The sequence below is a fragment of the Agrobacterium sp. DE0009 genome, from assembly GCF_007680755.1.
GTDB classification, from domain to species: domain Bacteria; phylum Pseudomonadota; class Alphaproteobacteria; order Rhizobiales; family Rhizobiaceae; genus Agrobacterium; species Agrobacterium tumefaciens_B.
Window position 1 is genome coordinate 117321 of the sequence record NZ_VEIU01000003.1, and the last position, 20619, is coordinate 137939.

Annotated in this window: 22 protein-coding genes; 10 read left to right on the top strand and 12 right to left on the bottom strand. The window is 59.7% G+C overall.

All coding sequences use genetic code 11. The features are described from left to right. Positions 1 to 3: 3 nt before the first annotated feature. A complete protein-coding gene (locus tag FS804_RS13250) occupies positions 4 to 519 on the bottom strand; it encodes a GNAT family N-acetyltransferase (RefSeq protein ID WP_144577054.1) in 516 nt (171 codons plus the stop codon). An 80-nt stretch (positions 520 to 599) separates the two neighbouring features. Further along, positions 600 to 1304, bottom strand: a complete 705-nt coding sequence (gene ctrA / locus FS804_RS13255) for a response regulator transcription factor CtrA (protein WP_003522926.1) — start codon at positions 1302 to 1304, stop codon at positions 600 to 602. 479 nt (positions 1305 to 1783) lie between these two features. Between ctrA and FS804_RS13260 the strand changes: the two genes are divergently transcribed. Both FS804_RS13260 and FS804_RS13265 read left to right on the top strand, forming a co-directional pair. Next, entirely contained in the window at positions 1784 to 2134 is a 351-nt protein-coding gene (locus tag FS804_RS13260) for a flagellar export protein FliJ (RefSeq protein WP_003491821.1), read from the top strand. A 285-nt stretch (positions 2135 to 2419) separates the two neighbouring features. Then, positions 2420 to 2623 carry a DUF1059 domain-containing protein gene (locus FS804_RS13265; protein WP_144577055.1) on the top strand — a complete coding sequence of 68 codons (204 nt, stop codon included), beginning with the start codon at positions 2420 to 2422 and terminating at the stop codon, positions 2621 to 2623. Between the two features lie 218 nt (positions 2624 to 2841). Here FS804_RS13265 and FS804_RS13270 read toward each other — a convergent pair whose 3' ends face one another. The 4 genes from FS804_RS13270 to cysQ all read right to left on the bottom strand — a co-directional run bounded on the left by FS804_RS13270 (position 2842) and on the right by cysQ (position 5810). Beyond that, positions 2842 to 3123: a GNAT family N-acetyltransferase gene (locus FS804_RS13270; protein WP_063948218.1), complete on the bottom strand. Its 282-nt coding sequence runs from the start codon at positions 3121 to 3123 to the stop codon at positions 2842 to 2844. A gap of 222 nt (positions 3124 to 3345) precedes the next feature. Next, positions 3346 to 3621: a DUF1153 domain-containing protein gene (locus FS804_RS13275; RefSeq protein ID WP_003491799.1), complete on the bottom strand. Its 276-nt coding sequence runs from the start codon at positions 3619 to 3621 to the stop codon at positions 3346 to 3348. Between the two features lie 192 nt (positions 3622 to 3813). Further along, complete coding sequence (locus FS804_RS13280; RefSeq protein WP_144577056.1) at positions 3814 to 4854, bottom strand: DUF2793 domain-containing protein; 1041 nt, start codon at positions 4852 to 4854, stop codon at positions 3814 to 3816. Between the two features lie 164 nt (positions 4855 to 5018). Further along, entirely contained in the window at positions 5019 to 5810 is a 792-nt protein-coding gene (gene cysQ / locus FS804_RS13285; protein ID WP_144577497.1) for a 3'(2'),5'-bisphosphate nucleotidase CysQ, read from the bottom strand. Positions 5811 to 6140: 330 nt separating this feature from the next. Between cysQ and FS804_RS13290 the strand changes: the two genes are divergently transcribed. From FS804_RS13290 to FS804_RS13320, 7 genes are all read left to right on the top strand, one after another. Beyond that, on the top strand, positions 6141 to 7043 hold the full coding sequence (locus FS804_RS13290; protein WP_063948220.1) for a branched-chain amino acid ABC transporter permease: 903 nt from the start codon (positions 6141 to 6143) through the stop codon (positions 7041 to 7043). Between the two features lie 4 nt (positions 7044 to 7047). Beyond that, entirely contained in the window at positions 7048 to 8445 is a 1398-nt protein-coding gene (gene livM, locus FS804_RS13295; protein ID WP_144577057.1) for a high-affinity branched-chain amino acid ABC transporter permease LivM, read from the top strand. Further along, a complete protein-coding gene (locus tag FS804_RS13300) occupies positions 8445 to 9323 on the top strand; it encodes an ABC transporter ATP-binding protein (RefSeq protein WP_144577058.1) in 879 nt (292 codons plus the stop codon). Before livM ends, FS804_RS13300 begins: the two co-directional genes overlap by 1 nt. Then, the gene (locus tag FS804_RS13305; protein WP_063948223.1) at positions 9323 to 10051 is read left to right on the top strand and encodes an ABC transporter ATP-binding protein; all 729 of its coding nucleotides are present in this window, start codon (positions 9323 to 9325) and stop codon (positions 10049 to 10051) included. Before FS804_RS13300 ends, FS804_RS13305 begins: the two co-directional genes overlap by 1 nt. A gap of 167 nt (positions 10052 to 10218) precedes the next feature. Continuing rightward, positions 10219 to 10572, top strand: a complete 354-nt coding sequence (locus tag FS804_RS13310; protein WP_063948224.1) for a DUF6867 family protein — start codon at positions 10219 to 10221, stop codon at positions 10570 to 10572. 120 nt (positions 10573 to 10692) lie between these two features. Then, positions 10693 to 11811 carry a branched-chain amino acid ABC transporter substrate-binding protein gene (locus FS804_RS13315; RefSeq protein WP_063948225.1) on the top strand — a complete coding sequence of 373 codons (1119 nt, stop codon included), beginning with the start codon at positions 10693 to 10695 and terminating at the stop codon, positions 11809 to 11811. Between the two features lie 125 nt (positions 11812 to 11936). Further along, positions 11937 to 12653 carry a polysaccharide deacetylase family protein gene (locus FS804_RS13320; RefSeq protein WP_144577059.1) on the top strand — a complete coding sequence of 239 codons (717 nt, stop codon included), beginning with the start codon at positions 11937 to 11939 and terminating at the stop codon, positions 12651 to 12653. 11 nt (positions 12654 to 12664) lie between these two features. Here the strand turns inward: FS804_RS13320 and FS804_RS13325 are convergent, their stop codons facing one another. From FS804_RS13325 to FS804_RS13350, 6 genes are all read right to left on the bottom strand, one after another. Next, positions 12665 to 13189: an AAA family ATPase gene (locus FS804_RS13325; RefSeq protein ID WP_144577060.1), complete on the bottom strand. Its 525-nt coding sequence runs from the start codon at positions 13187 to 13189 to the stop codon at positions 12665 to 12667. A gap of 277 nt (positions 13190 to 13466) precedes the next feature. Then, complete coding sequence (locus FS804_RS13330; RefSeq protein WP_144577061.1) at positions 13467 to 14393, bottom strand: response regulator; 927 nt, start codon at positions 14391 to 14393, stop codon at positions 13467 to 13469. Then, positions 14390 to 17785 (bottom strand): ATP-binding protein, encoded by a 3396-nt coding sequence (locus FS804_RS13335; RefSeq protein WP_144577062.1) that lies wholly within the window; start codon positions 17783 to 17785, stop codon positions 14390 to 14392. Before FS804_RS13335 ends, FS804_RS13330 begins: the two co-directional genes overlap by 4 nt. A gap of 31 nt (positions 17786 to 17816) precedes the next feature. Continuing rightward, on the bottom strand, positions 17817 to 18587 hold the full coding sequence (locus tag FS804_RS13340) for an SDR family oxidoreductase (protein WP_144577063.1): 771 nt from the start codon (positions 18585 to 18587) through the stop codon (positions 17817 to 17819). Positions 18588 to 18744: 157 nt separating this feature from the next. Further along, positions 18745 to 19779, bottom strand: a complete 1035-nt coding sequence (locus tag FS804_RS13345; protein ID WP_004443330.1) for a glutamine synthetase beta-grasp domain-containing protein — start codon at positions 19777 to 19779, stop codon at positions 18745 to 18747. Positions 19780 to 19789: 10 nt separating this feature from the next. Further along, positions 19790 to 20194: a hypothetical protein gene (locus tag FS804_RS13350; protein WP_144577064.1), complete on the bottom strand. Its 405-nt coding sequence runs from the start codon at positions 20192 to 20194 to the stop codon at positions 19790 to 19792. Between the two features lie 66 nt (positions 20195 to 20260). Between FS804_RS13350 and FS804_RS13355 the strand changes: the two genes are divergently transcribed. After that, positions 20261 to 20467, top strand: coding sequence for a DUF2735 domain-containing protein (locus tag FS804_RS13355; RefSeq protein ID WP_186376797.1), 207 nt, complete (start codon positions 20261 to 20263; stop codon positions 20465 to 20467). The last annotated feature ends 152 nt before the right edge of the window (positions 20468 to 20619 follow it).

Consider the following 20619-nt stretch of genomic DNA (forward strand, 5'->3'; position numbering starts at 1 on the left):
CAATCAGGCCGGGTTGTCCGCCAAATGTCGATAAACGAGATCGGACGGTAGTGGGCGCGGCGCCATAGGGTCCAGCATCCCGCCGATTCGCTCCGCAACGGCGGCGGATTGGCGGTTGGATGCGCTGACGTAGCTGACGAGGGTTGGAAGCTTGAGGGTGTTGAAGGCCCAGTCGCGCAGTGCCGTTGCGGCTTCTGCCGCGTAGCCCTTCCCTTCATGGCCGTCGTAAAGCAGCCAGCCCAGTTCCTTCTCGGGGTAGAGGGGGCCATGATTGGTGCCGACCTGACCGATGCATTCTCCACCCTCGGCGAGATCGATCATCAGCGCGCCGTGACCGAAGAACGACCATAATGCCCTGTCCTGACAAAACATCGCCCACGCGGCAGGAAGATCATGCGGTCCGCCAACGCCGATGGCGCGCGGTGAGGCCATGAAATCGCGATAGGCCGGAAAATCCGCCAGGGCAAGCGGGCGCAATATCAGACGGCTGGTCCTGAGGGTGGGAATAGGGTCGTTCATGGTTCGGCCTGCTCGAAGATGGCAACAAAAAACCCGCTGTCGCCAGCGGGTCTTTTAAAACTGTCCTGTTCCGAAACGGATCAGGCGGTTTCGAGGAATTCCGTGGCGCCGTCCGGCTCGCGCAGCACATAGCCGCGGCCCCAGACGGTTTCGATGTAGTTGGCGCCGCCGGCGGCGTTTGCGAGCTTCTTGCGCAGCTTGCAGATGAAGACGTCGATGATCTTCAGTTCCGGCTCATCCATGCCGCCATAGAGGTGGTTCAGGAACATTTCTTTGGTCAGCGTCGTGCCCTTGCGCAGCGAAAGCAGCTCGAGCATCTGATATTCCTTGCCGGTCAGGTGAACGCGCTGGCCACCCACTTCAACCGTCTTGGCGTCGAGATTGACGATGAGCTCGCCGGTGGCGATGACCGATTGCGCATGGCCCTTGGAACGGCGGACGATCGCGTGAATGCGGGCAACAAGCTCGTCCTTGTGGAACGGCTTCGTCATGTAATCGTCGGCGCCGAAGCCGAGACCGCGAACCTTGTCCTCGATGCCGGCCATGCCGGACAGGATGAGGATCGGCGTCTTGACCTTGGAGAGGCGAAGCGTTCTCAGCACCTCGTAGCCCGACATGTCAGGCAGGTTGAGGTCGAGAAGAATAATGTCGTAATCGTAGAGCTTGCCCAGATCCACGCCTTCCTCACCGAGGTCGGTCGTGTAAACGTTAAAGCTTTCCGACTTAAGCATCAGTTCAATGCTCTGCGCTGTCGCGCTGTCGTCTTCAATCAGTAGAACCCGCATAATTATCCCCTTTGCCGCCCGCGAACCGGTAAGTCATTGCCTCGCGCGATGCGGATCCAGACGTTGCCTGATTTGCAGGCTGCCACCAAATGGTTAACAAATTCTAATTGCCTTTGGCAAGGTGTATCGAATTTATTAAGCAAGCTAGGCATTTTGCTGTTTTTGCACGTGAATCCACAATCGCCAAAATTGAAGCTTAACGTGAGGATTTCCCGCTAAGTGATTCAATCGACTCTCACATCGTCTGGCCCGTTTTTTTGGACCTGGCATTTACCGACCCTTAAATGATCGTCGTTATCATTAACGATGCCCGTAAACGAAAGGTTAACAACGGCGGTTTTTTATTAACGTCGGGTAACTTTTGGGAATCATTCCGGCACAGGGAGTAACCCTTGCGGAAAACGGGCGGGTTAAACGGGCCGATCAGGCTGGCATAGTGCCATTTTGATCCGGGTCTCGCTATCCATGGAGTATTGCGTATGAAGTCGCGTGACAGCCTGGTTCGCCTGAAGGAATTTCAGGTCAATGAAAAACGCAGGCAGCTTAACCAGCTGCAGCAGATGATGTCCGAATTCGAGCGGATGGCCAAGGAACTGGTGCATCAGATTTCTCTGGAAGAGAGCAAGTCGGGAATTACCGATCCGACACATTTCGCCTATCCGACCTTCGCCAAGGCCGCGCGCCAGCGAGCGGATAATCTTCAGGTCTCCATCCGGGAGTTGAAGGCCCAGCAGGAGGCGGCGGAAGCGTCGCTGGAAGAGGTGCAGGCCGAATATGAAAAGGCCGCGGCGCTGGAAAACCGCGACGGAGCAATTCGCGCGCGCGCCTGACCAGGGCGTGTATCGGACGAATGATCGTCCTTATTGACGGCTGCCGGTGGATCAGGAGGCAGCTTTCAATGACGGGACGGCATGCATTTTTTTTGGAAGGTCGCTCCTCAAGGGGCGGCCTTTTGTTTTGCGCGGTGTCCGGCTCTGCTGGCGCGATGGCATATCCCGGATTTTTATTGTCCCAGGCCGGGAAAGGGCGTATTTTGAAAGCGTTCCGACCATGAGCCGGAGGGCGTTGCGTGCGCGCCTCAAGCGGGCGCGGACGGCTATGGCAGGGAGGCAAACATGGCCCGCCAATATATCGATTGCCGTGAATTTCCCAGTGACAGCAAATGCACGATCGCAATTTCCGCCGATTCCACTGAAGAGTTGATGGAGGCGGCGGTGCAACATGCCGTGGCCGTTCATGGGGCCAAGGACACACCCGAATTTCGCGAGGAAGTGCGCCACAGCATGCACGCGGGGACACCGCCGCTGAAGGTGGCGTGACGTCCTTTTATGATTAACGCGATATCTGGAACGGTTGTTGAGGGAGCAGGTGTGAACCGCTTGTTTCTTCTCCCCGCCGGGGAGAAGTCCGCGGCAGCGGGATGAAGGGGCGACGGTGGAGATATACGGAGAGCTAGCCCCTCATCCGACCCTTCGGGCCACCTTCTCCCCGGCGGAGAGAAGAAATACGCCGTGACGCTTGCGCTATGTCTGCCCATTTACCCCTGGATAACATCCGCCCAATCAGCGTGGCGCAGGGTCTGGGCCTTGAAGAACGGGCAGAGCGGGATGATCTTCCAGCCGCCCTTGCGGGCTTCATCGATGGCGTGGGCGGCGAGCGCCTGGCCGACGCCTTTGCCGCGCAGGGCATCGGGCACGCCGGTGTGGTCGATGATGATGAGGGTGGGGGAGGTGCGCGAATAAGTCATTTCCGCCGTATGGCCGTCGACGGTTGCGAGATATTCGCCGCGCGATCCGGTTTCGGTCGTCTTGATATCCATGATCTTTGCCTTGCCCTTACTTGTTCGTGTCCCCACTGTAACGGCTTGCGGCCGAATTGAAACAGCGGGAAAAGCGAACGCAGTGGACGTGATCCGGTGAACAATCACCGGGGTCGCCCTGGGGGAGTGCGGCGGGAGAGGATAGGAAACCGAAAGCCCCGTCGTTCAGACGACGGGGTATCGTTAACGTTCGATCTGCGGCGCTGCGAGGCGCCGTTGCCTTTAGTGGCGATATTGCTGAATGCGCGTGGTGCGCAGGCCGGCAAGGCCATGATCGGCAATCGAGGACTGCCAGGACAGGAATTCTTCAACGGTGAGCGTATAACGCTCGCAGGCCTCTTCGAGGCTCAACAGTCCACCGCGCACGGCGGCAACAACCTCTGCCTTTCTGCGAATGACCCAACGGCGGGTATTGGCAGGCGGAAGATCCGCAATCGTCAGAGGGCTGCCATCGGGGCCGATGACATATTTAACTCGTGGGCGTATCATTTCGGTCATTGGACACTCTATACAAACTCAAGACCATATGACGGGAACTTTAGCCCCGTACCTTTAAAAATTGCCTAAGCAGGTCGTGACAATTTATTAAGAATTTGAACGGTTTCGCCTGATTTGTTCGAGTCGCCTTATTTTGCCGGGCAAAAATTTCTGCAAAAAAACGCGTTTTTTCTCGCTCAGGGGTTGCCGCGGTCACAGCGCCGCAAGTGAAAGGCTGGTTTTTCCGTTGCCCTGGGCGAATTCCGCCGTTCCCTCGTGCTGCAGCCGCAGGCGGTCGCCGGCATTGAGGGCGAGGATGGATATTGCCGACTGCTGTGTGTCGACGGCGGAGGCGTTGCCGGCGACACTGAAGCCCGTGGCCAAGCCATTGCTGAGAAGTGTGACCCGGTGGCCGGAAGATGCTGCCACGGCAAGCGTGAGGGCAACGAGATAAAGCCCCTTTGCGGGGACGAGCAGTTCGCGTCCACCCGTCTCCACCGCGTCACCAAGGGCAAAGCCACCCTCCGAGATAGTCAGCAGGGAGAAGCCCGCCGTCGATCCACTGGCGGGTTTCGTCGTGCCGGCCGGCAGCCCTGCCACGGCAAGCGCGCGGTTTGGCAATGACACCCGACCGTCGCCGCTGCACAGCAGCGCCGTGTACCAGTTCGCGCCATCGGGGCTTGTCTTGATCGAAAAGCCGTCATGGCCGGCAAGCCCCATTTCTGCCCGGCCGCTCCAGCCGGTCTGGAACAGGAGAGAGGCCGTATCGGTTTTGGCCGCCTTGTTGATGGTCATGCGGTGGCTGCCATCCTGCTCCGCATGGCTGAAGAGGCTGGCGGGGGAGGAGAGCGTCAGGCGGTTGGTCGTGTTCGGCTCCGTGCCGATGCCAAGCCGGTCCATCCGGCCTGCGGCGGGCAGAGGAAGGTCGCGCCAGTTCTTGTCCTGAAGCACGCGATATTTGCCATCGCTCGCAAACCACGCCGTCCAGCCCGGTTGTGGGGTTATGAACAGCCATGCGCCATCCTGCCGGAATGCGAGTTTTCTCGCCTTGCCTGCGAGGTCGCCCGTGGCATTCGAGGCAAGGAGGAAGCAGTCACCCTCGGCGGGGTTTTCGGGAAGGGTGGAAAGGACGGCCTTCACGACCAGCTGCACGACGGCGTCGAGCTTTTGCAGCGCCTCGTTGTGGGTAACGTGTTTCTGTGCCTGCGAGGGGAGGATGTAGGGAAGGGAAAGTCTCGTCGTCTGTTCCGTCATGGCGTCGGCTCCGCGTTCGTGGTGTCGCGGGTATTGTGACGCGGTGGCGCGGGGCGGGGATGAGAATATTTTTGTCGGGTTGGCGTGTGCCGCTTAACTCCTCTGCCCGGCAGGGCAGAGGGAGGTGAAGCGGCATACGCCAACAAAAATGCTGGTAGCGGGAATTACCCCGCGTGCCCCACCGCCGCCATCGCACCTTCGGCAATGAAATCCGGATTGGCGAGCGCATCCTCGCCGTCGCCCCGGACCTTGTAGGTCAGCAGGTGCCCGTCGCAATCCAGCGTGCGGCCACCGGCGGCGCGCAGCACGGCGTCGCCTGCGGCCGTGTCCCACATCATGGTGCGGCTGAAGCGGGGGTAGATATCGGCGGCGCCCTCGGCGAGCATGCAGAACTTCAGCGACGAGCCGACCGAAATGCAGTCCTTCAGGCCGTGCTCTGCGACGAAGGCCTCCGTCTTTGCGGTGCAATGCGAGCGGCTGATCAGCGCCACAGGCGACGCGCCGCGTTGGCGGGCCCGGATCGTCTCGCGCGAGAGGATCGCGCCCTCGCTGGAAATGGTGAGCTTTTCGGCAGCCTCGTCCATGCCGGTCCATGCCTGCCCACGGCAGGGCGCATAAACGACACCGGCCACCGGAGCGCCATTGCGGATGAGCGCGATGTTGACGGTGAAGTCGTCCTTGCCGGATATGAACTCCTTCGTGCCGTCCAGCGGATCGACAAGGAAAAACTCCACGCCGGTCTCCGGCAGGATACCGCTTGAGACGGCCTCTTCGGCCACCACGGGGATCTGCGGAAAATGGAGGGCGAGGGCTTCCAGGATGATGGTCTCGGCGCGCTGGTCCGCCTCGGTGACGGGGGAGCAGTCGTCCTTGTAGGAAACATGCGGCCCCGCGCGGTGCACCGCCATGATCGCCTGGCCCGCGTCCAGCGCCGCTGTCGTCAATATGTCGATCATCTCTGCCGTCACCATCCCACCTGGGGATTTCATCTTCTCCATCTTCGCTACTCTTTTGTGTGCGACGCGTCAAATGACGGTCCGAACAAAGCTTATATAGGGAGAATAAAGCCATTTTTTCAGCAAACCCTGCTGAAATCCTAGCATTGTTGTCAGCGAAAAGGGCAGCTTGTGTGGAAATTCCAAATTTTGTGCAGGATCGCCCAATTTTGACTTCACATTTTTAGCGAACACGATATGCATTTCGACGGTGGGGATCTGTCTGACAGGGCACCCTATAACGAACATAACGAGGCGTGGTCCATTCGAGGCCGTGCCCGGGGGAAAAACATGGAGTATTTTATCCAGCAGCTCATAAACGGGCTGACTCTTGGATCGATCTACGGCCTTATCGCAATTGGCTATACGATGGTCTACGGCATCATCGGCATGATTAATTTCGCCCATGGCGACATCTTCATGCTCGGCGGTTTTGCCGCGCTGATCGTTTTTTTGATCGTGACAACCTTTGTCGCCGGCATTCCGGTGGCGCTTCTTCTGCTTTTGATGATGGTCGTCGCCATGCTGATGACTGGCCTGTGGAACTGGGTTATCGAGCGCGTTGCCTATCGTCCGCTCAGAGGCTCGTTCCGCCTCGCGCCGCTGATCACGGCGATCGGCATGTCGATTGCGCTGTCCAACTTCATTCAGGTCACGCAGGGCCCGCGCAACAAGCCGATCCCCTCCATGGTGACGGACAGCTACCATTTCGGCGCCATAACCGTGTCGCTGAAGCAGTTGATCATCATGGTCGTCACCTCGGTACTGCTTTTTGCCTTCTGGTATATCGTCAACAAGACGCCGCTTGGCCGCGCTCAGCGCGCCACCGAACAGGATCGCAAGATGGCGGCCCTGTTGGGTGTGGATGTCGACAAGACGATTTCCATCACCTTCATCATGGGTGCGGCGCTCGCTTCCGTCGCCGGCACGATGTATCTGATGTATTACGGCGTTGCCTCGTTCAACGATGGCTTCATTCCGGGCGTCAAGGCCTTCACCGCGGCCGTTCTCGGCGGTATCGGCTCGCTGCCGGGCGCCGTTCTCGGTGGCCTGCTGATCGGCCTCATCGAGTCGCTCTGGTCTGCCTATTTCTCCATTGCCTATAAGGACGTTGCGGCGTTCGGCATTCTGGCATTCGTGCTGATCTTCAAGCCGACCGGTATTCTCGGTCGTCCGGAAGTCGAGAAGGTTTGATATCATGGCCCATATCGCTTCCGAAAATAACGCTTCCGGCCCGAGCCTGATGGCGACAGCCGTCAAGGAAGGCATCATTGCGGGCGTCGTCTCGCTCGGCATGTTCATTCTGTATGTCGGCATCGTCACCTATCAGGACATCAACAACCAGCTGATCTGGGGCACGCGCTGGGGTCTTCTGTCGATCTTCGTCGCCGTTGCCGCCATCGGCCGTTTCCTCATGGTCGGTTTCATCAAGCCGTCCATCGATCGTCGCAAGCTGGCCAAGGCCAAGAGCGGCGTGCTGGAAATCTCCGAGGAGAAGGGCTTCTTCCACAAGCACTTCCTCAAGATCGCGCTTGTCCTGCTGCTTCTCTACCCTGTTATCGCCGTGCAGCTTTTCGGTTTTCAGGGTTCGCTGAAGTTCGTCGACAATTTCGGCATCCAGATCCTCATTTATGTGATGCTGGCCTGGGGCTTGAACATCGTCGTCGGTCTCGCCGGTCTTCTCGACCTGGGTTACGTGGCTTTCTATGCCGTCGGCGCCTATTCCTATGCGCTGCTGTCGAGCCATCTCGGCCTGTCCTTCTGGGTGCTTCTGCCGGTTGCCGGCATTCTGGCGGCCTTCTGGGGCATCATCCTCGGTTTTCCGGTGCTGCGCCTGCGCGGTGACTATCTGGCGATCGTGACGCTTGCCTTCGGGGAAATCATCCGCCTCGTGCTGCTCAACTGGACGGATGTCACCAAGGGCACGTTCGGTATTTCCGGTATCGCCAAGGCCTCGATCTTCGGCATCTGGTCCTTCGATGTCGGCGCCCCGAACAACTTCGCCAAGGCCTTCGGCCTTTCGATGTCTTCCGCCTATTACAAGATCTTCCTGTTTTACGTGATCCTGCTGCTCTGCATGCTGACGGCCTATGTCACCATCAAGCTGCGCCGCATGCCGATCGGGCGTGCGTGGGAAGCGCTGCGTGAGGATGAGATCGCCTGCCGTTCGCTCGGCATCGATACCGTCATCACCAAGCTCACCGCCTTTGCGACGGGCGCGATGTTCGGCGGCTTTGCCGGTTCGTTCTTCGCCGCGCGTCAGGGTTTCGTGTCGCCGGAAAGCTTCGTCTTCCTGGAATCGGCCGTTATTCTCGCGATCGTCGTTCTCGGCGGCATGGGTTCGCTGACGGGTATCGCGATTGCGGCGCTCGTCATGGTCGGCGGCACGGAACTGCTGCGTGAAATGGAGTTCCTGAAGCATGTCTTCGGACCGGATTTCACACCGGAACTCTATCGCATGCTCCTCTTCGGACTTGCCATGGTCATCGTCATGCTGTTCAAGCCGCGCGGCTTCGTCGGCTCGCGTGAACCGACTGCCTTCCTCAAGGAGCGAAAGGCCGTCTCCGGCAGCTTTACCAAGGAAGGTCACGGTTGATGGCCTCCGGAACGACAACAATGGCACCCAATGTAACTGGCGATACGATCCTCAAGGTCGAGCATCTCTCCATGAAGTTCGGTGGTCTGATGGCCATCAACGACTTCTCCTTCGAGGCACGGCGTGGCGAGATCACGGCGCTGATCGGCCCCAACGGAGCGGGAAAGACCACAGTCTTCAACTGCATCACCGGCTTTTACAAGCCGACGATGGGCATGATCACCATGCGCAGGCAAGATGGCGAGACGCATCTTCTGGAGCGTCTGGCGGATTTCGAAATTACCAAAAAGGCGAAGGTGGCCCGCACCTTCCAGAACATCCGGCTGTTTTCGGGTCTTACCGTTCTGGAAAACCTGCTGGTGGCGCAGCACAATGCGCTGATGAAAGCCTCGGGCTATACGATCCTCGGCCTTCTCGGCCTGCCCGCCTACAAGCGGGCGGTCGCAAGTTCGATCGAGAAAGCCAAGTATTGGCTGGACAAGGCAGATCTGACCGATCGTGCCGACGACCCTGCCGGCGATCTGCCTTACGGCGCCCAGCGTCGTCTGGAAATCGCCCGCGCCATGTGCACGGGGCCGGAACTCCTGTGCCTCGACGAGCCCGCCGCCGGCCTCAATCCGAAGGAGTCGCTGGCGCTCAACACGCTTCTGCGCGGTATCCGGGATGAGGGGACGTCGCTTCTGCTCATCGAACACGACATGTCGGTGGTCATGGAAATCTCCGACCATGTGGTGGTTCTCGAATATGGCCAGAAGATTTCCGACGGCACGCCGGACCATGTGAAGAACGACCCGAAGGTCATCGCCGCCTATCTGGGTGTCGAAGATGATGAAGTGGAAGACGTGATTGCGGAAGAACTCGACGGAGGAGCGGCCTGATGTCCGGTGAACCGCTTCTGAAAGTCCAGGGTGTCGAAACCTATTACGGCAATATCCGTGCGCTCGCGGGCGTGGATGTCGAGGTCAAGAAAGGGGAGATCGTCAGCCTGATCGGCGCCAACGGCGCCGGCAAATCGACGCTGATGATGACCATCTGCGGCAGCCCGCAGGCGCGGGCCGGCCAGGTGATCTTCGACGGTGAAGACATCACCCAGCTGCCGACCCATCTCATCGCGCGCAAGCGCATTGCCCAGTCACCGGAAGGCCGGCGGATTTTCCCGCGCATGACCGTGCTGGAAAACCTGCAGATGGGCGCCAATCTCGATAACCTGAAATATTTCAAGGAAGACGTCGAAAAGATCTTCGAGATGTTTCCGCGCCTTAAGGAGCGCCAGAGCCAGCGGGGCGGCACGCTTTCGGGTGGTGAGCAGCAGATGCTGTCCATCGGCCGTGCGCTGATGTCGCGTCCGAAGCTCCTGCTTCTCGACGAGCCATCGCTCGGTCTTGCGCCCTTGATCGTCAAGGGGATCTTCGAGGCGATCAAGAAGCTGAACCAGGAAGAGGGCCTGACCGTCTTCCTCGTGGAGCAGAACGCCTTTGCGGCGCTGAAGCTTTCCGACCGCGCCTATGTGATGGTGAACGGCAAGGTGACGATGAGCGGAACGGGCAAGGAATTGCTCGCCGACCCGCAGGTTCGCGCAGCCTATCTCGAAGGCGGGCGGCACTGAAAGATTTTACTTGCGCCAGACGTTTTGCGGCGCAAGATTACGAACAGCGACCCGCCGCAGCCTTGGCGCCAGGCGGCGGGTGGCAAACAATAAAAGCCGGCCGGCAAACGGCGGGATGACAAACAAGGCGGGGCGAGGGTGTTACACCCGGCCTGATGGGGAAAGAAATGCAGGGCCTATTTTTCGAAACGGATAACGGCGTGCGCTATGTCTTGCGCGCATTGGTTGTTCTCTTGGGTTTCTGGACGGCATGGCGCACGGGCAAATCCGTCGCCGATGGCTGGGGCGAATATCCGCGTGTGGTCATCTACACGCTGGCTCTGGGGCTGGTGATGCGCTTCCTGCATTTCGCCCTGTTCAATGGGCCGTTCATCAACGGCTTCTATTACGTGCTTGACGTCGTTCTACTTCTGGTCTTTTCCAGCATCGGTTTCCGCATGCGCCGGACAAGCCAGATGGTCAATAACTATTATTGGCTCTACGATCGGACGTCGTCATTTTCCTATAAAAAGAAGAATTGACAGCCGGGTTCTTCCGGCGTCACTAATACTCGTCAGAGTGGAACGGTTTCCTGTTCAGTGAAGGTGGGTACTGAACGGGTCTTTGCAATCAACCCCATCCAAGGAACTGGGAGTAAAGTAATGAAGAAGTCTCTTCTTTCCGCTGTTGCGCTGACCGCCATGGTCGCGTTCAGCGGTTCGGCCTTCGCCGATGTTGTGATCGCCGTCGGCGGCCCGCTGACTGGACCGAACGCTGCTTTCGGCGCTCAGCTTCAGAAGGGTGCCGAGCAGGCTGCAAAAGACATCAATGCCGCTGGTGGCATCAATGGCGAGCAGATCAAGATCGTGCTGGGCGACGACGTATCTGACCCCAAGCAGGGTATTTCGGTTGCCAATAAATTCGTTGCCGATGGCGTGAAGTTCGTTATCGGTCACTTCAACTCCGGCGTTTCCATTCCGGCGTCTGAAGTTTATGCCGAAAACGGCATTCTCGAAATCACGCCTGCTGCAACCAACCCTGTTTTCACCGAACGCGGCCTGTGGAACACCTTCCGCACCTGCGGCCGTGACGACCAGCAGGGCGGCATTGCCGGCAAGTATCTGGCCGACCACTTCAAGGACGCCAAGATCGCCATCATCCACGACAAGACCCCCTATGGTCAGGGCCTTGCCGACGAAACCAAGAAGGCTGCAAACGCCGCTGGCGTCACCGAAGCCATGTATGAAGGCGTCAACGTCGGCGACAAGGACTTCTCGGCGCTGATCTCCAAGATGAAGGAAGCCGGCGTTTCCATCATCTACTGGGGCGGTCTGCACACCGAAGCCGGTCTGATCATCCGTCAGGCGGCTGACCAGGGCCTTAAGGCAAAGCTGATCTCGGGTGACGGTATCGTCTCCAACGAACTCGCTTCCATCGCCGGCGACGCTGTCGAAGGCACGCTGAACACCTTCGGCCCTGATCCGACACTGCGCCCGGAAAACAAGGAACTTGTCGAGAAGTTCAAGGCTGCCGGCTTCAACCCGGAAGCCTACACGCTCTACTCCTACGCAGCTATGCAAACGATTGCAGAAGCCGCAAAGGCCGCCGGTTCCGTGGAGCCTGAAAAGGTTGCCGAAGCGCTGAAGAAGGGCACGTTCCCGACAGCACTTGGCGATATTTCCTTCGACGAAAAGGGCGACCCGAAGCTTCCGGGCTACGTCATGTACGAATGGAAGAAGGGTCCGGACGGCAAGTTCACCTACATCCAGCAGGGCAGCTAAGCCTCTCTGTGACACCCAATCGAAGCCCGGCAGCAATGCCGGGCTTTTCTTTGCGCGACGGCCGCCACACTGGAGACATGAAGGCAGGAGACAAAGCCTCCCGGAAACTGCAATAAGGGGTGGCAATGACGACGAAACGGATCGTGTCTCTGCTTCTTGGTCTTGCCATGCTGGCGGCGGTGCTCGGCGGTGTGCATCTCTTCAGCAAATCCCGGACGACGCAATTGTTCGGAGAAATCATTGCAAGGGTCGAGACGCCGAAGCCGGTGGTGGCCCTTACATTCGATGACGGGCCCTCGGTGCGCTTCACGCCTGAGGTCCTGACGATCCTGAGGGAACGCGGCGTGAAAGCGACCTTTTTCCTGACGGGCAAGGAAACCGAGGAAAATCTGCCGCAGGCTCGGATGATCGTCAGTGACGGCCATCAGATTGGAAACCACAGCTATACGCATTCCAACATGGCCTTGATGGGACCGGCGCGGGTAGGAGACGAGATCGAGCGCACGGATGCCGCCATTCGGGCTGCGGGCTACGAGCGCGAGATCATGTTCCGCCCGCCCTATGGCAAGAAGCTGTTCGCCTTGCCGTTGTATCTTTCCCGGCATGAGCGGAAAACAATCATGTGGGATGTCGAGCCGGAATCCCATCCAGATATTGCCGAGGATGCAGCCGCATTGGCGAAGCACGTCATCGAGCACACGAAAAACGGCTCGATCATCATCATGCATGTCATGTATCGCAGCCGCGAGGCCTCGCGGCAGGCCTTGCCGCTGATCATCGATGGATTACGTCAGCGCGGGTTCGAGTTTGTGACCGTGTCGCAACTGCTGGAAAATCGCTGAGATCGCTGCGATCAGTCCAGCCGCTCCAAAATGAAGTCGGCACGCTCGTCGACGCCCGTTTTCGGAAGGACGACGGTCTCATAGTCAAGGGCTTGATAATCGCTGGCGAGACGATCGTATTCGGCCACGGCCGAGGCAAAATCATGCCGACGCTCCGTGTCTGCCCGATAGATTTCCGGCCAGGGCGGGGTAAGGAAGACCAGCCTGTTGTAGCGATGTTCGCGGCGCAGCGTTTCGATGAAGGGGTCACCGCTGACCTCGCGTAACGCCGAGGCGGCATCGATCAGGCCGCGATCGAAGAAGACGGTGCCGTGTTCTCGCGCATGCTGCCTGTCTTCGAGCGCTACAGCGATGGCGCGGCGCGCAAAGGCTTCGAGGTTTATCCAAGGCAGAGCGTTGCCGCCATCGCGGGTTTCTTCGATGACGATTCTGCGGCCGGGTTCCTCAACGGTGGCGCAACCGCGCCGGGCAAGTTCCGCAAGAAGCGTGGATTTTCCGCCGCCGGAGCAGCCGGAGAGAATGATGAAACGGTCCATGGGTGTGCGTTCCTGTGTAGGGGTTCAGGGCAGTAGGAGTGATTTTTTGGAGGTGGGGTTGCCGCATGTTTCTTCTCCCCGCCGGGGAGAAGGTGGCCCGAAGGGTCGGTGAGGGGGCAACGTTGCAGGATTTCGGAGAGCTCGCCCCCTAATCCCGCTGCCGCGGACTTCTCCCCGGCGGGGAAAAGAAACAAGGGGTTACCGCTCGTTCAACAAGCAGGATTTGCGGACTCGAGCGGGAATGTGCCGGAAGAGCCTATCATAATTTGGCGAGTCGTCACCCCTGATGCAGAATATGCGCCGCTTTGACGGCTGCCGAGGCGCGGTTTTCCACGCCGAGCTTTACGTAGATCTGTTCGAGATGCTTGTTCACCGTCCGGGCGGACAGGCCGAGAATATCGCCGATATCGCGGTTGGACTTGCCCTTGGCGATCCACAGCAACACTTCGGATTCCCGCGTCGTCAGCGCGAAATGCTCTTTCAGCAGATGGTCGTCCGACTTCTCGTTGGCGGCGGTCAGGCGGAAGAGATGTTCATCCGGGCCCATGGCGCCGAGGAAGGAGAGCTGCAAAGCCGGGCGTCCGGCCTGGGTGATCGTCAGCGGCGCATCGCGGCCGGCTTCCGATGCTGCCCTTTCGCCGAGCCAGCGGCCGATATGGCTGACGACGATGTCCATGCCGTCATCGCGGCCCGTCGCGGCATTAACGAGCCGCGTCGCCTGCGGGGTGGACCAGTGGATGGCTCCGTTAGCGCGCACGGCGAGCAGATGGCGTCCGGCGGCATCAAGCGCGACCCGGGCGCTTTGTGCCGAGCGGGCATTGGAAAGATGGACGCGGATGCGGGCGCGCAGCTCGTCGATATTGATCGGTTTCGTCAGATAATCGACACCGCCGGAGTCCAGCGCCCGCACGACATGTTCGGTCTCCGTCAGGCCGGTCATGAAGATAACAGGCACCTGCGCCACCGCCGCATTGGCCTTGAGGCGTCGGCAGGTCTCGAAACCGTCCATGGTGGGCATGACGGCATCGAGCAGGATGATATCGGGCGTGATGCGCTCGGCGATGTTCAATGCAGCCTGCCCAGATGTGGCGATGAGGGCCGAGAAGCCGGATTGCTCCAGCGCATCGGTCAGGAAGCCCAGCGCTTCCGGGCTGTCATCCACCAGCAATACAATATCTCTCGGGGCCGCCGCCTGAGCGCTCATGCCTTGAGGTCTCCCCTGTCACTGTCTTCGAACCGCTTGAGAAAATGCGCGTAGCCGGCCAGATCGAAAGCCTGCACATAGGCGCCGAGTTCCTGCGTGAAGGGCAGGTTTTCCGTGTTGCGGGCGAGATCGGCGAGTTTCGCTTCGATGCCGCGTATGTAGCCTATTTCGCCCAGCCTCTGCAAATCCTGGATGTGGATGGCGCCCGGATTGACGATCTCGGCAGGGGGCTGCGGCTCCGGCGCGGGCGGCAGATCGGTATCGTAAATCCATGTCAGCCCGAGATGCACGGCAAGCCTGTCGCAGAGATGGCGGATATCGACGGGCTTGGCGATGGCGTCGTTGTGATTGTCATCGCCGGCACCCGCGACAGTGCCGTCGCCGATATTGGCCGAGAGCATGATGAGCGGGGCCGTCTGCCCGGCCTCGCGCAGCTTCGTCACCAGCTGCCAGCCGGTCATGCCGGGCATGGAAATATCGATGAGGAAGAGATCGGGCTTCACCCCTTCGATGAGAGTGAGGCATTCGGGGCCGGATTGCGCCGTCAACACCACGAAATCGAGCGGCGAAAGGACCTGCTGCATCAGCTCGCGGTGATCCTCGTTGTCATCCACCACGACAATGGTGCGGCGTGGACCGGAATAGGAGCGGATCGTTTTTTCCGGCGCCGGCGCCGTGTTTGGCCGGTGGACGGCGGATAGCATGAGGCGCACACGGAAGGTGGAGCCCTCGTCCTTTTCGCTGGAGACGGAAATTTCGCCGCCGAGCGTATTGGTCAGAAGCCGGGTGATGGTCAGACCGAGGCCGAGGCCCGGCATGGGCCGCACGCTTTCGGCCTCTCCACGCTGGAAGGGTTCGTAGATGCGGGCGAGGTCTTTTTCGGCAATGCCGCGGCCGGTATCTGACACGGTGAAGCTGGCCACCTGGCTGCGATAACCGACATCGAAGGTGACCGCGCCCTCATCGGTGAACTTGATGGCGTTGGAAAGCAGGTTGACGAGGATCTGGCGCAGGCGCTTTTCATCGGTGCGCACATATTGCGGCAGCGCAGGCGAGCGGTCGTGGCGGAATTCCAGCCCCTTGGCCTGCGCCTGCGGGCGGAACATATCGACGATCTGGTCGAGGAAATCCTGGATATTGATCTCGTTGGAATAGACCTGCAGGCGGCCCGCCTCGATCTTGGAAATATCGAGAAGCCCGTCGATCAGCCCCGACAGGTGGTCGGCCGAGCGGCGGATGACCTTGATCGCCGATTGCCGGGGAGGGGGGATGGTCTCATCGCGTTCCAAAATCTGGGCGTAACCGAGAACGGCGTTGAGCGGCGTGCGCAGCTCGTGGCTGAGGCCGACGACATAACGGCTTTTGGCGCGGTTGGCGGCCTCAGCCGTTTCCTTGGCATCCTGAAGGGCGGCGTCGGTCTTCTTGTGGGCAGCGATTTCCTTCAAGAGCAGCGTGTTCTGGCGCGAGGATTCCTCTTCCGCCACCACCCGGCTGTCATGGGCAAGGACCAGGAACCAGCAGACAATGCCGGCAATGACGGCAAAGACGAAAAACACGATGAGGATGGTGCGATTGACCACATCTGCCGTTTCCGGTGAGGCCGTGCCGACCTGATGCGCGATCATGGCCAATATGCCGCCGATGGCGGTGACGGCAATCGCCGCCGCCATGCCGTAGCGTCCTAGCCGGGTGGCGAGTTTTGCCACCAGCTGTCTCGGCAGGAAGGTCTTGGCGACGGTGGCGACCTGATAGTTCAGCTTTGCCTTCGGCTTGCACATGTCGTGGCAGCGGCTGTCCAGCGAACAGCAGAGCGAACAGATCGGCGCGGCATAGGCCGGACACCATGCCATGTCCTCCGGCTCGAAAGGGTGTTCGCAGATGGAGCAGGTGATGCTGCTTTCTGCGCGCCATTGCTGGCGTGGCTTGCGGGCAAGGTAGAATTTGCCCTTGGTGCCCCACGCAATCAGCGGCGAGGCGATGAAAGCGACGATGAGTGTGAGGTAGGGCGCGAGCGAGGCGGCGAGCGGGCCGAAGGTGCCGAAATGCGCCATCAGTGCGATGGTGGCGGAAAGCGCCATGGAGCCGACGCCAACGGGATTGATGTCGTAGAGATGAGCACGCTTGAACTCGATGCCTGATGGGGCAAGGCCGAGCGGCTTGTTGATGAAGAGATCGGCCGAGATGGTGCAGAGCCACGCCATGGCAATGATGGAGAAGATGCCGAGCGTTTCCTCGAGCAGCCGGTAGATGCCAAGTTCCATCAACAGCAGCGCGATGGCCACATTGAACACCAGCCAGACGACGCGGCCGGGGTGGCTGTGGGTGAGGCGGGAAAAGAAATTCGACCAGGCGAGCGAGCCCGCATAGGCATTCATGACGTTGATCTTCAGCTGCGAGACGACCACGAAAGCGACCATCAGCAGCATGGCTGCCGTCTGGTTGGGGATCATGTAACCGAAGGCGGTGAGATACATCTGCGCCGGGTCGGCGGCGCGATCCACCGAGACGCCGGAACTGAAGGTCAGCACGACGAGGAACGAACCGGCCAAGAGCTTCGGTACGCCAACGACGACCCAGCCTGCACCGGCCAGAAACACCGCGATGCGGTGGCGCAGGCGGCTCTGGCCCTCGGCTGGCAGGAAGCGCAGGAAGTCCACCTGTTCGCCGATCTGCGACATTAGCGCCAGAATGACCGCCGAGGCCGCGCCGAACTCCACGAGATTGAAATCCGCCACGGTGCCCGGCGGGCCGGATGCATGGTGGATACCGGCAAAAGCGCGCCACAGATCGTATTTCTCCCAGTCCATCAGGGCGATGAAGATGAAGGGCAGGATGTTGAGGACGATCCAGAAAGGCTGGGTGACGATCTGGAAACGGCTGATGAGCCGCACGCCATGGGTGACGAGTGGAATGACCATGACGGCGGAGATGATGTAGCCGATCCACAAGGGAATGCCGAGCGCAAGCTCCAGCGCGCCGGACATGATCGAGGCCTCGATCGCGAAGAGCATGAAGGTGAAGGCGGCGTAGATGAGCGAGGTGATGGTGGAGCCGATGTAACCAAAGCTTGCGCCGCGTGTCAGCAGATCGATATCGACGCCATGGCGGATGGCATAACGGCTGATCGGCAGGCCGACGGCCAACATGGCGACGGCAGCGACAAGGATGGCGTAAAAAGCGTTGGTGGTGCCGTAGGAGAGCGTGATGGCGCCGCCGATGGCTTCCAGCGCCAGAAAGGAAATCGCGCCGATGGCGGTGTGGGAAATGCGGTTGGAGGAAAATTGCCGGGCGCTCTTGGCGGTAAAGCGCAGCGCATAATCTTCCAGCGTCTGGTTGGCGACCCAGCGGTTATATTCGCGCCTGACGGGGATGATGCGTTGCCGTGCGGCCATGGCTATCGAGCGCCTTTCCGCCCGCGGCCTCTCACAGGCGCACCGACATGCCGCCATCCACCGTCAGCACATGGCCGTTGACGAAGGAGGCTGCGTCGCTGGCCAGAAACAGGGCCGCACCGGCAATCTCGTCCGGTCTGCCCCAGCGTTCCAGCGGCACGCGCAGCTTGGCGAAGGCCACCATCTCAGGATTTTCGGCAAGGGCAGCATTGGTTTCGGTGGCGAACATGCCCGGAGCAATCGCATTGCTGGTGATGCCGCGTGCGCCATATTCGACGGCGATGGCCCGCATCAGGCCCGTCAGCCCCTGTTTGGCGACGGGGTAGATCGCATCGCCGGGTCGGACGATATGGCCAAGAATGGAGGTGATGGTGATGATGCGGCCATAGGCTTTTGCCGCCATGGCTTCCGCCGCATCCCGCGACAGGGAAATGGAGGAGGTGAGGTCGGTGCGGATCAATTCCAGCACGTCCTCATCGGTGAATTCGGCAAGCGGGCGGCGGTCGCGTGCGCCGACATTGTTGACGAGAATATCGAGGTGGCCGAGTTCGCTTATGATGCGGTGGACGAGCGCCGCCCCGGCTTTGGTATCGGCAATATCGAAGGCGGCATAATCCGCCTTGCCGCCTGCCTTGCGCAACGAGTCGACCGCCTGTTGCAACGTCTCGGCATTGCGGCCGGTCAGCCAGACATGAGCGCCCGCTTCGGCAAAGGCCTTGGCGATTTCAAAACCCAGACCCCGGCCGCTGCCGGTGATGATGGCGCTGCGGTTTTCGAGAGAGAATTTCTGGAGAATGCCCATCGCTCACCTTCTTGCTTGACGTGCCGAAACTTCTTGGAGTTCGCGAAGGAAGAATATGCCGCGTGGGGCAGAGAGCGAAAGGTCGCCCGTCCGGCCCGACCGTTCGGTGGACAGAAAAATGGCGTCGCCCGGTTCGGGCGACGCCATCAGTTCGATATCAGGCAGCAGCCGACTTTGCGAGCGGCACTTCCGCGATCGTCTTCAGAACGACGGAAGCGATCTGATAGGGGCACCCTTGAGAGTTCGGACGACGGTCTTCGAGGTAACCCTTGTAGCCGTTGTTGACGAAGGAATGCGGAACGCGGATCGACGCGCCACGATCTGCCACGCCATAGGAGAACTTGTTCCACGGAGCGGTTTCGTGCTTGCCGGTCAGGCGCAGGTGGTTGTCCGGACCGTAAACGTCGATGTGCTCTTTCCAGTTCTTGGCAAACGCGGCCATGAGAGCTTCGAAATAGTCCTTACCGCCAACTTCACGCATGTACTTGGTGGAGAAGTTGCAGTGCATGCCCGAACCGTTCCAGTCGGTGTCGCCCAGCGGCTTGCAATGGAATTCGACATCGATGCCATACTGTTCGCAAAGGCGCAGCAGCAGGTAACGAGCGATCCAGATCTGGTCGGCGGCGCGCTTGGAGCCCTTGCCGAAAATCTGGAATTCCCACTGGCCCTTGGCCACTTCGGCGTTGATACCTTCGTGGTTGATGCCGGCTTCGAGGCAGAGATCGAGGTGCTCTTCAACGATTTCGCGGGCAACCGAACCGACGTTCTTGAAGCCGACGCCGGTGTAGTAAGGACCCTGCGGAGCCGGGTAACCCTGTTCCGGGAAGCCGAGCGGGCGGCCGTCCTGGTAGAAGAAGTATTCCTGCTCGAATCCGAACCATGCATCTTCGTCGTCGAGGATGGTTGCGCGGCTGTTCGACGGATGCGGAGTGACGCCATCGGGCATCATGACTTCGCACATGACGAGCGCACCGTTGGAGCGGGCCGGATCCGGGTAGATCGCGACGGGCTTCAGCACGCAATCGGAGGAGTGGCCTTCGGCCTGCTGCGTGGAGGAGCCGTCAAATCCCCAAAGCGGCAGCTGCTCGAGTGTCGGGAATTCGTCGAATTCCTTGATCTGGGTCTTGCCGCGCAGGTTGGGGACCGGCTTGTATCCGTCCAGCCAGATGTACTCGAGTTTGAACTTAGTCATTACGAACCTCTCATAGGTAACAATGCGAAGCCTTGAGGCCTCCCGTGGCTTTCACCACCGGAAGCGCATTCGCTTTCAAGGGCTGACACGTTAGATGCATGCCGCGTGCCAGATTGGCGTTATCCGGCGATTTTTTCGAAAATTCTTTCAGCCGTATATTGTTCGGACCGGTGCCTGCTCGCTCATTCTCGCTTCTGTTGCGGCGCAGCACGGCAAAACACCCCTCAAGTTTCATCATTGAATCCTGATAGATAGCGCACAGCATCGCGAGACGCGCCATGTTGTGATGCAGCAAATTCAATTGCGCGCGAGGGATTGGCATTTGCCCTAAAAACCAGCGCTTCCGGAATGGTTTTTCTTGTCGAAAGTGCGATTTATGCCTATATTTTTCGCAACGTGATTTTTTTTTAATCAAAGGGAGCGAATCCGGCTTTTACGGGTTTGACTTCATGACCAAGTGCTTCGATGCAAACAGAGTGAGATGACCGAAATGGCGACTGGCTTTCATCGTGAGACGGCAACGATCTACCAATTCCCTGTTGGCGGGCGGACTGGCGTGTCCAAGTTCCGTCCTGATGGTTTGAATGATCTCGAACGCGAGGCAAGACAACCTCATGTGGATTTTGGCTCCTGGTATCATGACGAGGCGATCCGGGACGAAGAAAGCGACCGCAAGCCGCATTCTTGATCGGAGACCGCGCCGCAAATTTCTTCCTCCCGACGGGGAGAAGATGGCCCGAAGGGTCGGATGAGGGGGCAACCCCTCCGTATATATTGACGCTCGCCCCCTCATCCCGCTGCCGCGGACTTCTCCCTGGCGGGGAGAAGAAACAAGCTGAG

Bases quoted from the DNA above. Each gene is read 5' to 3' on its own strand.
- FS804_RS13280 (WP_144577056.1), bottom strand. From the start codon at position 4,854: ATGACGGAACAGACGACGAGACTTTCCCTTCCCTACATCCTCCCCTCG.
- FS804_RS13325 (WP_144577060.1), bottom strand. From the start codon at position 13,189: ATGGACCGTTTCATCATTCTCTCCGGCTGCTCCGGCGGCGGAAAATCC.
- FS804_RS13305 (WP_063948223.1), top strand. From the start codon at position 9,323: ATGTCCGGTGAACCGCTTCTGAAAGTCCAGGGTGTCGAAACCTATTAC.
- FS804_RS13330 (WP_144577061.1), bottom strand. From the start codon at position 14,393: ATGAGCGCTCAGGCGGCGGCCCCGAGAGATATTGTATTGCTGGTGGAT.
- FS804_RS13275 (WP_003491799.1), bottom strand. From the start codon at position 3,621: ATGACCGAAATGATACGCCCACGAGTTAAATATGTCATCGGCCCCGAT.
- FS804_RS13315 (WP_063948225.1), top strand. From the start codon at position 10,693: ATGAAGAAGTCTCTTCTTTCCGCTGTTGCGCTGACCGCCATGGTCGCG.
- FS804_RS13355 (WP_186376797.1), top strand. From the start codon at position 20,261: ATGACCGAAATGGCGACTGGCTTTCATCGTGAGACGGCAACGATCTAC.
- FS804_RS13250 (WP_144577054.1), bottom strand. From the start codon at position 519: ATGAACGACCCTATTCCCACCCTCAGGACCAGCCGTCTGATATTGCGC.
- FS804_RS13270 (WP_063948218.1), bottom strand. From the start codon at position 3,123: ATGGATATCAAGACGACCGAAACCGGATCGCGCGGCGAATATCTCGCA.
- FS804_RS13265 (WP_144577055.1), top strand. From the start codon at position 2,420: ATGGCCCGCCAATATATCGATTGCCGTGAATTTCCCAGTGACAGCAAA.
- livM (WP_144577057.1), top strand. From the start codon at position 7,048: ATGGCCCATATCGCTTCCGAAAATAACGCTTCCGGCCCGAGCCTGATG.
- FS804_RS13290 (WP_063948220.1), top strand. From the start codon at position 6,141: ATGGAGTATTTTATCCAGCAGCTCATAAACGGGCTGACTCTTGGATCG.
- FS804_RS13260 (WP_003491821.1), top strand. From the start codon at position 1,784: ATGAAGTCGCGTGACAGCCTGGTTCGCCTGAAGGAATTTCAGGTCAAT.
- FS804_RS13340 (WP_144577063.1), bottom strand. From the start codon at position 18,587: ATGGGCATTCTCCAGAAATTCTCTCTCGAAAACCGCAGCGCCATCATC.
- cysQ (WP_144577497.1), bottom strand. From the start codon at position 5,810: ATGATCGACATATTGACGACAGCGGCGCTGGACGCGGGCCAGGCGATC.
- ctrA (WP_003522926.1), bottom strand. From the start codon at position 1,304: ATGCGGGTTCTACTGATTGAAGACGACAGCGCGACAGCGCAGAGCATT.
- FS804_RS13300 (WP_144577058.1), top strand. From the start codon at position 8,445: ATGGCCTCCGGAACGACAACAATGGCACCCAATGTAACTGGCGATACG.
- FS804_RS13310 (WP_063948224.1), top strand. From the start codon at position 10,219: ATGCAGGGCCTATTTTTCGAAACGGATAACGGCGTGCGCTATGTCTTG.
- FS804_RS13335 (WP_144577062.1), bottom strand. From the start codon at position 17,785: ATGGCCGCACGGCAACGCATCATCCCCGTCAGGCGCGAATATAACCGC.
- FS804_RS13345 (WP_004443330.1), bottom strand. From the start codon at position 19,779: ATGACTAAGTTCAAACTCGAGTACATCTGGCTGGACGGATACAAGCCG.
- FS804_RS13320 (WP_144577059.1), top strand. From the start codon at position 11,937: ATGACGACGAAACGGATCGTGTCTCTGCTTCTTGGTCTTGCCATGCTG.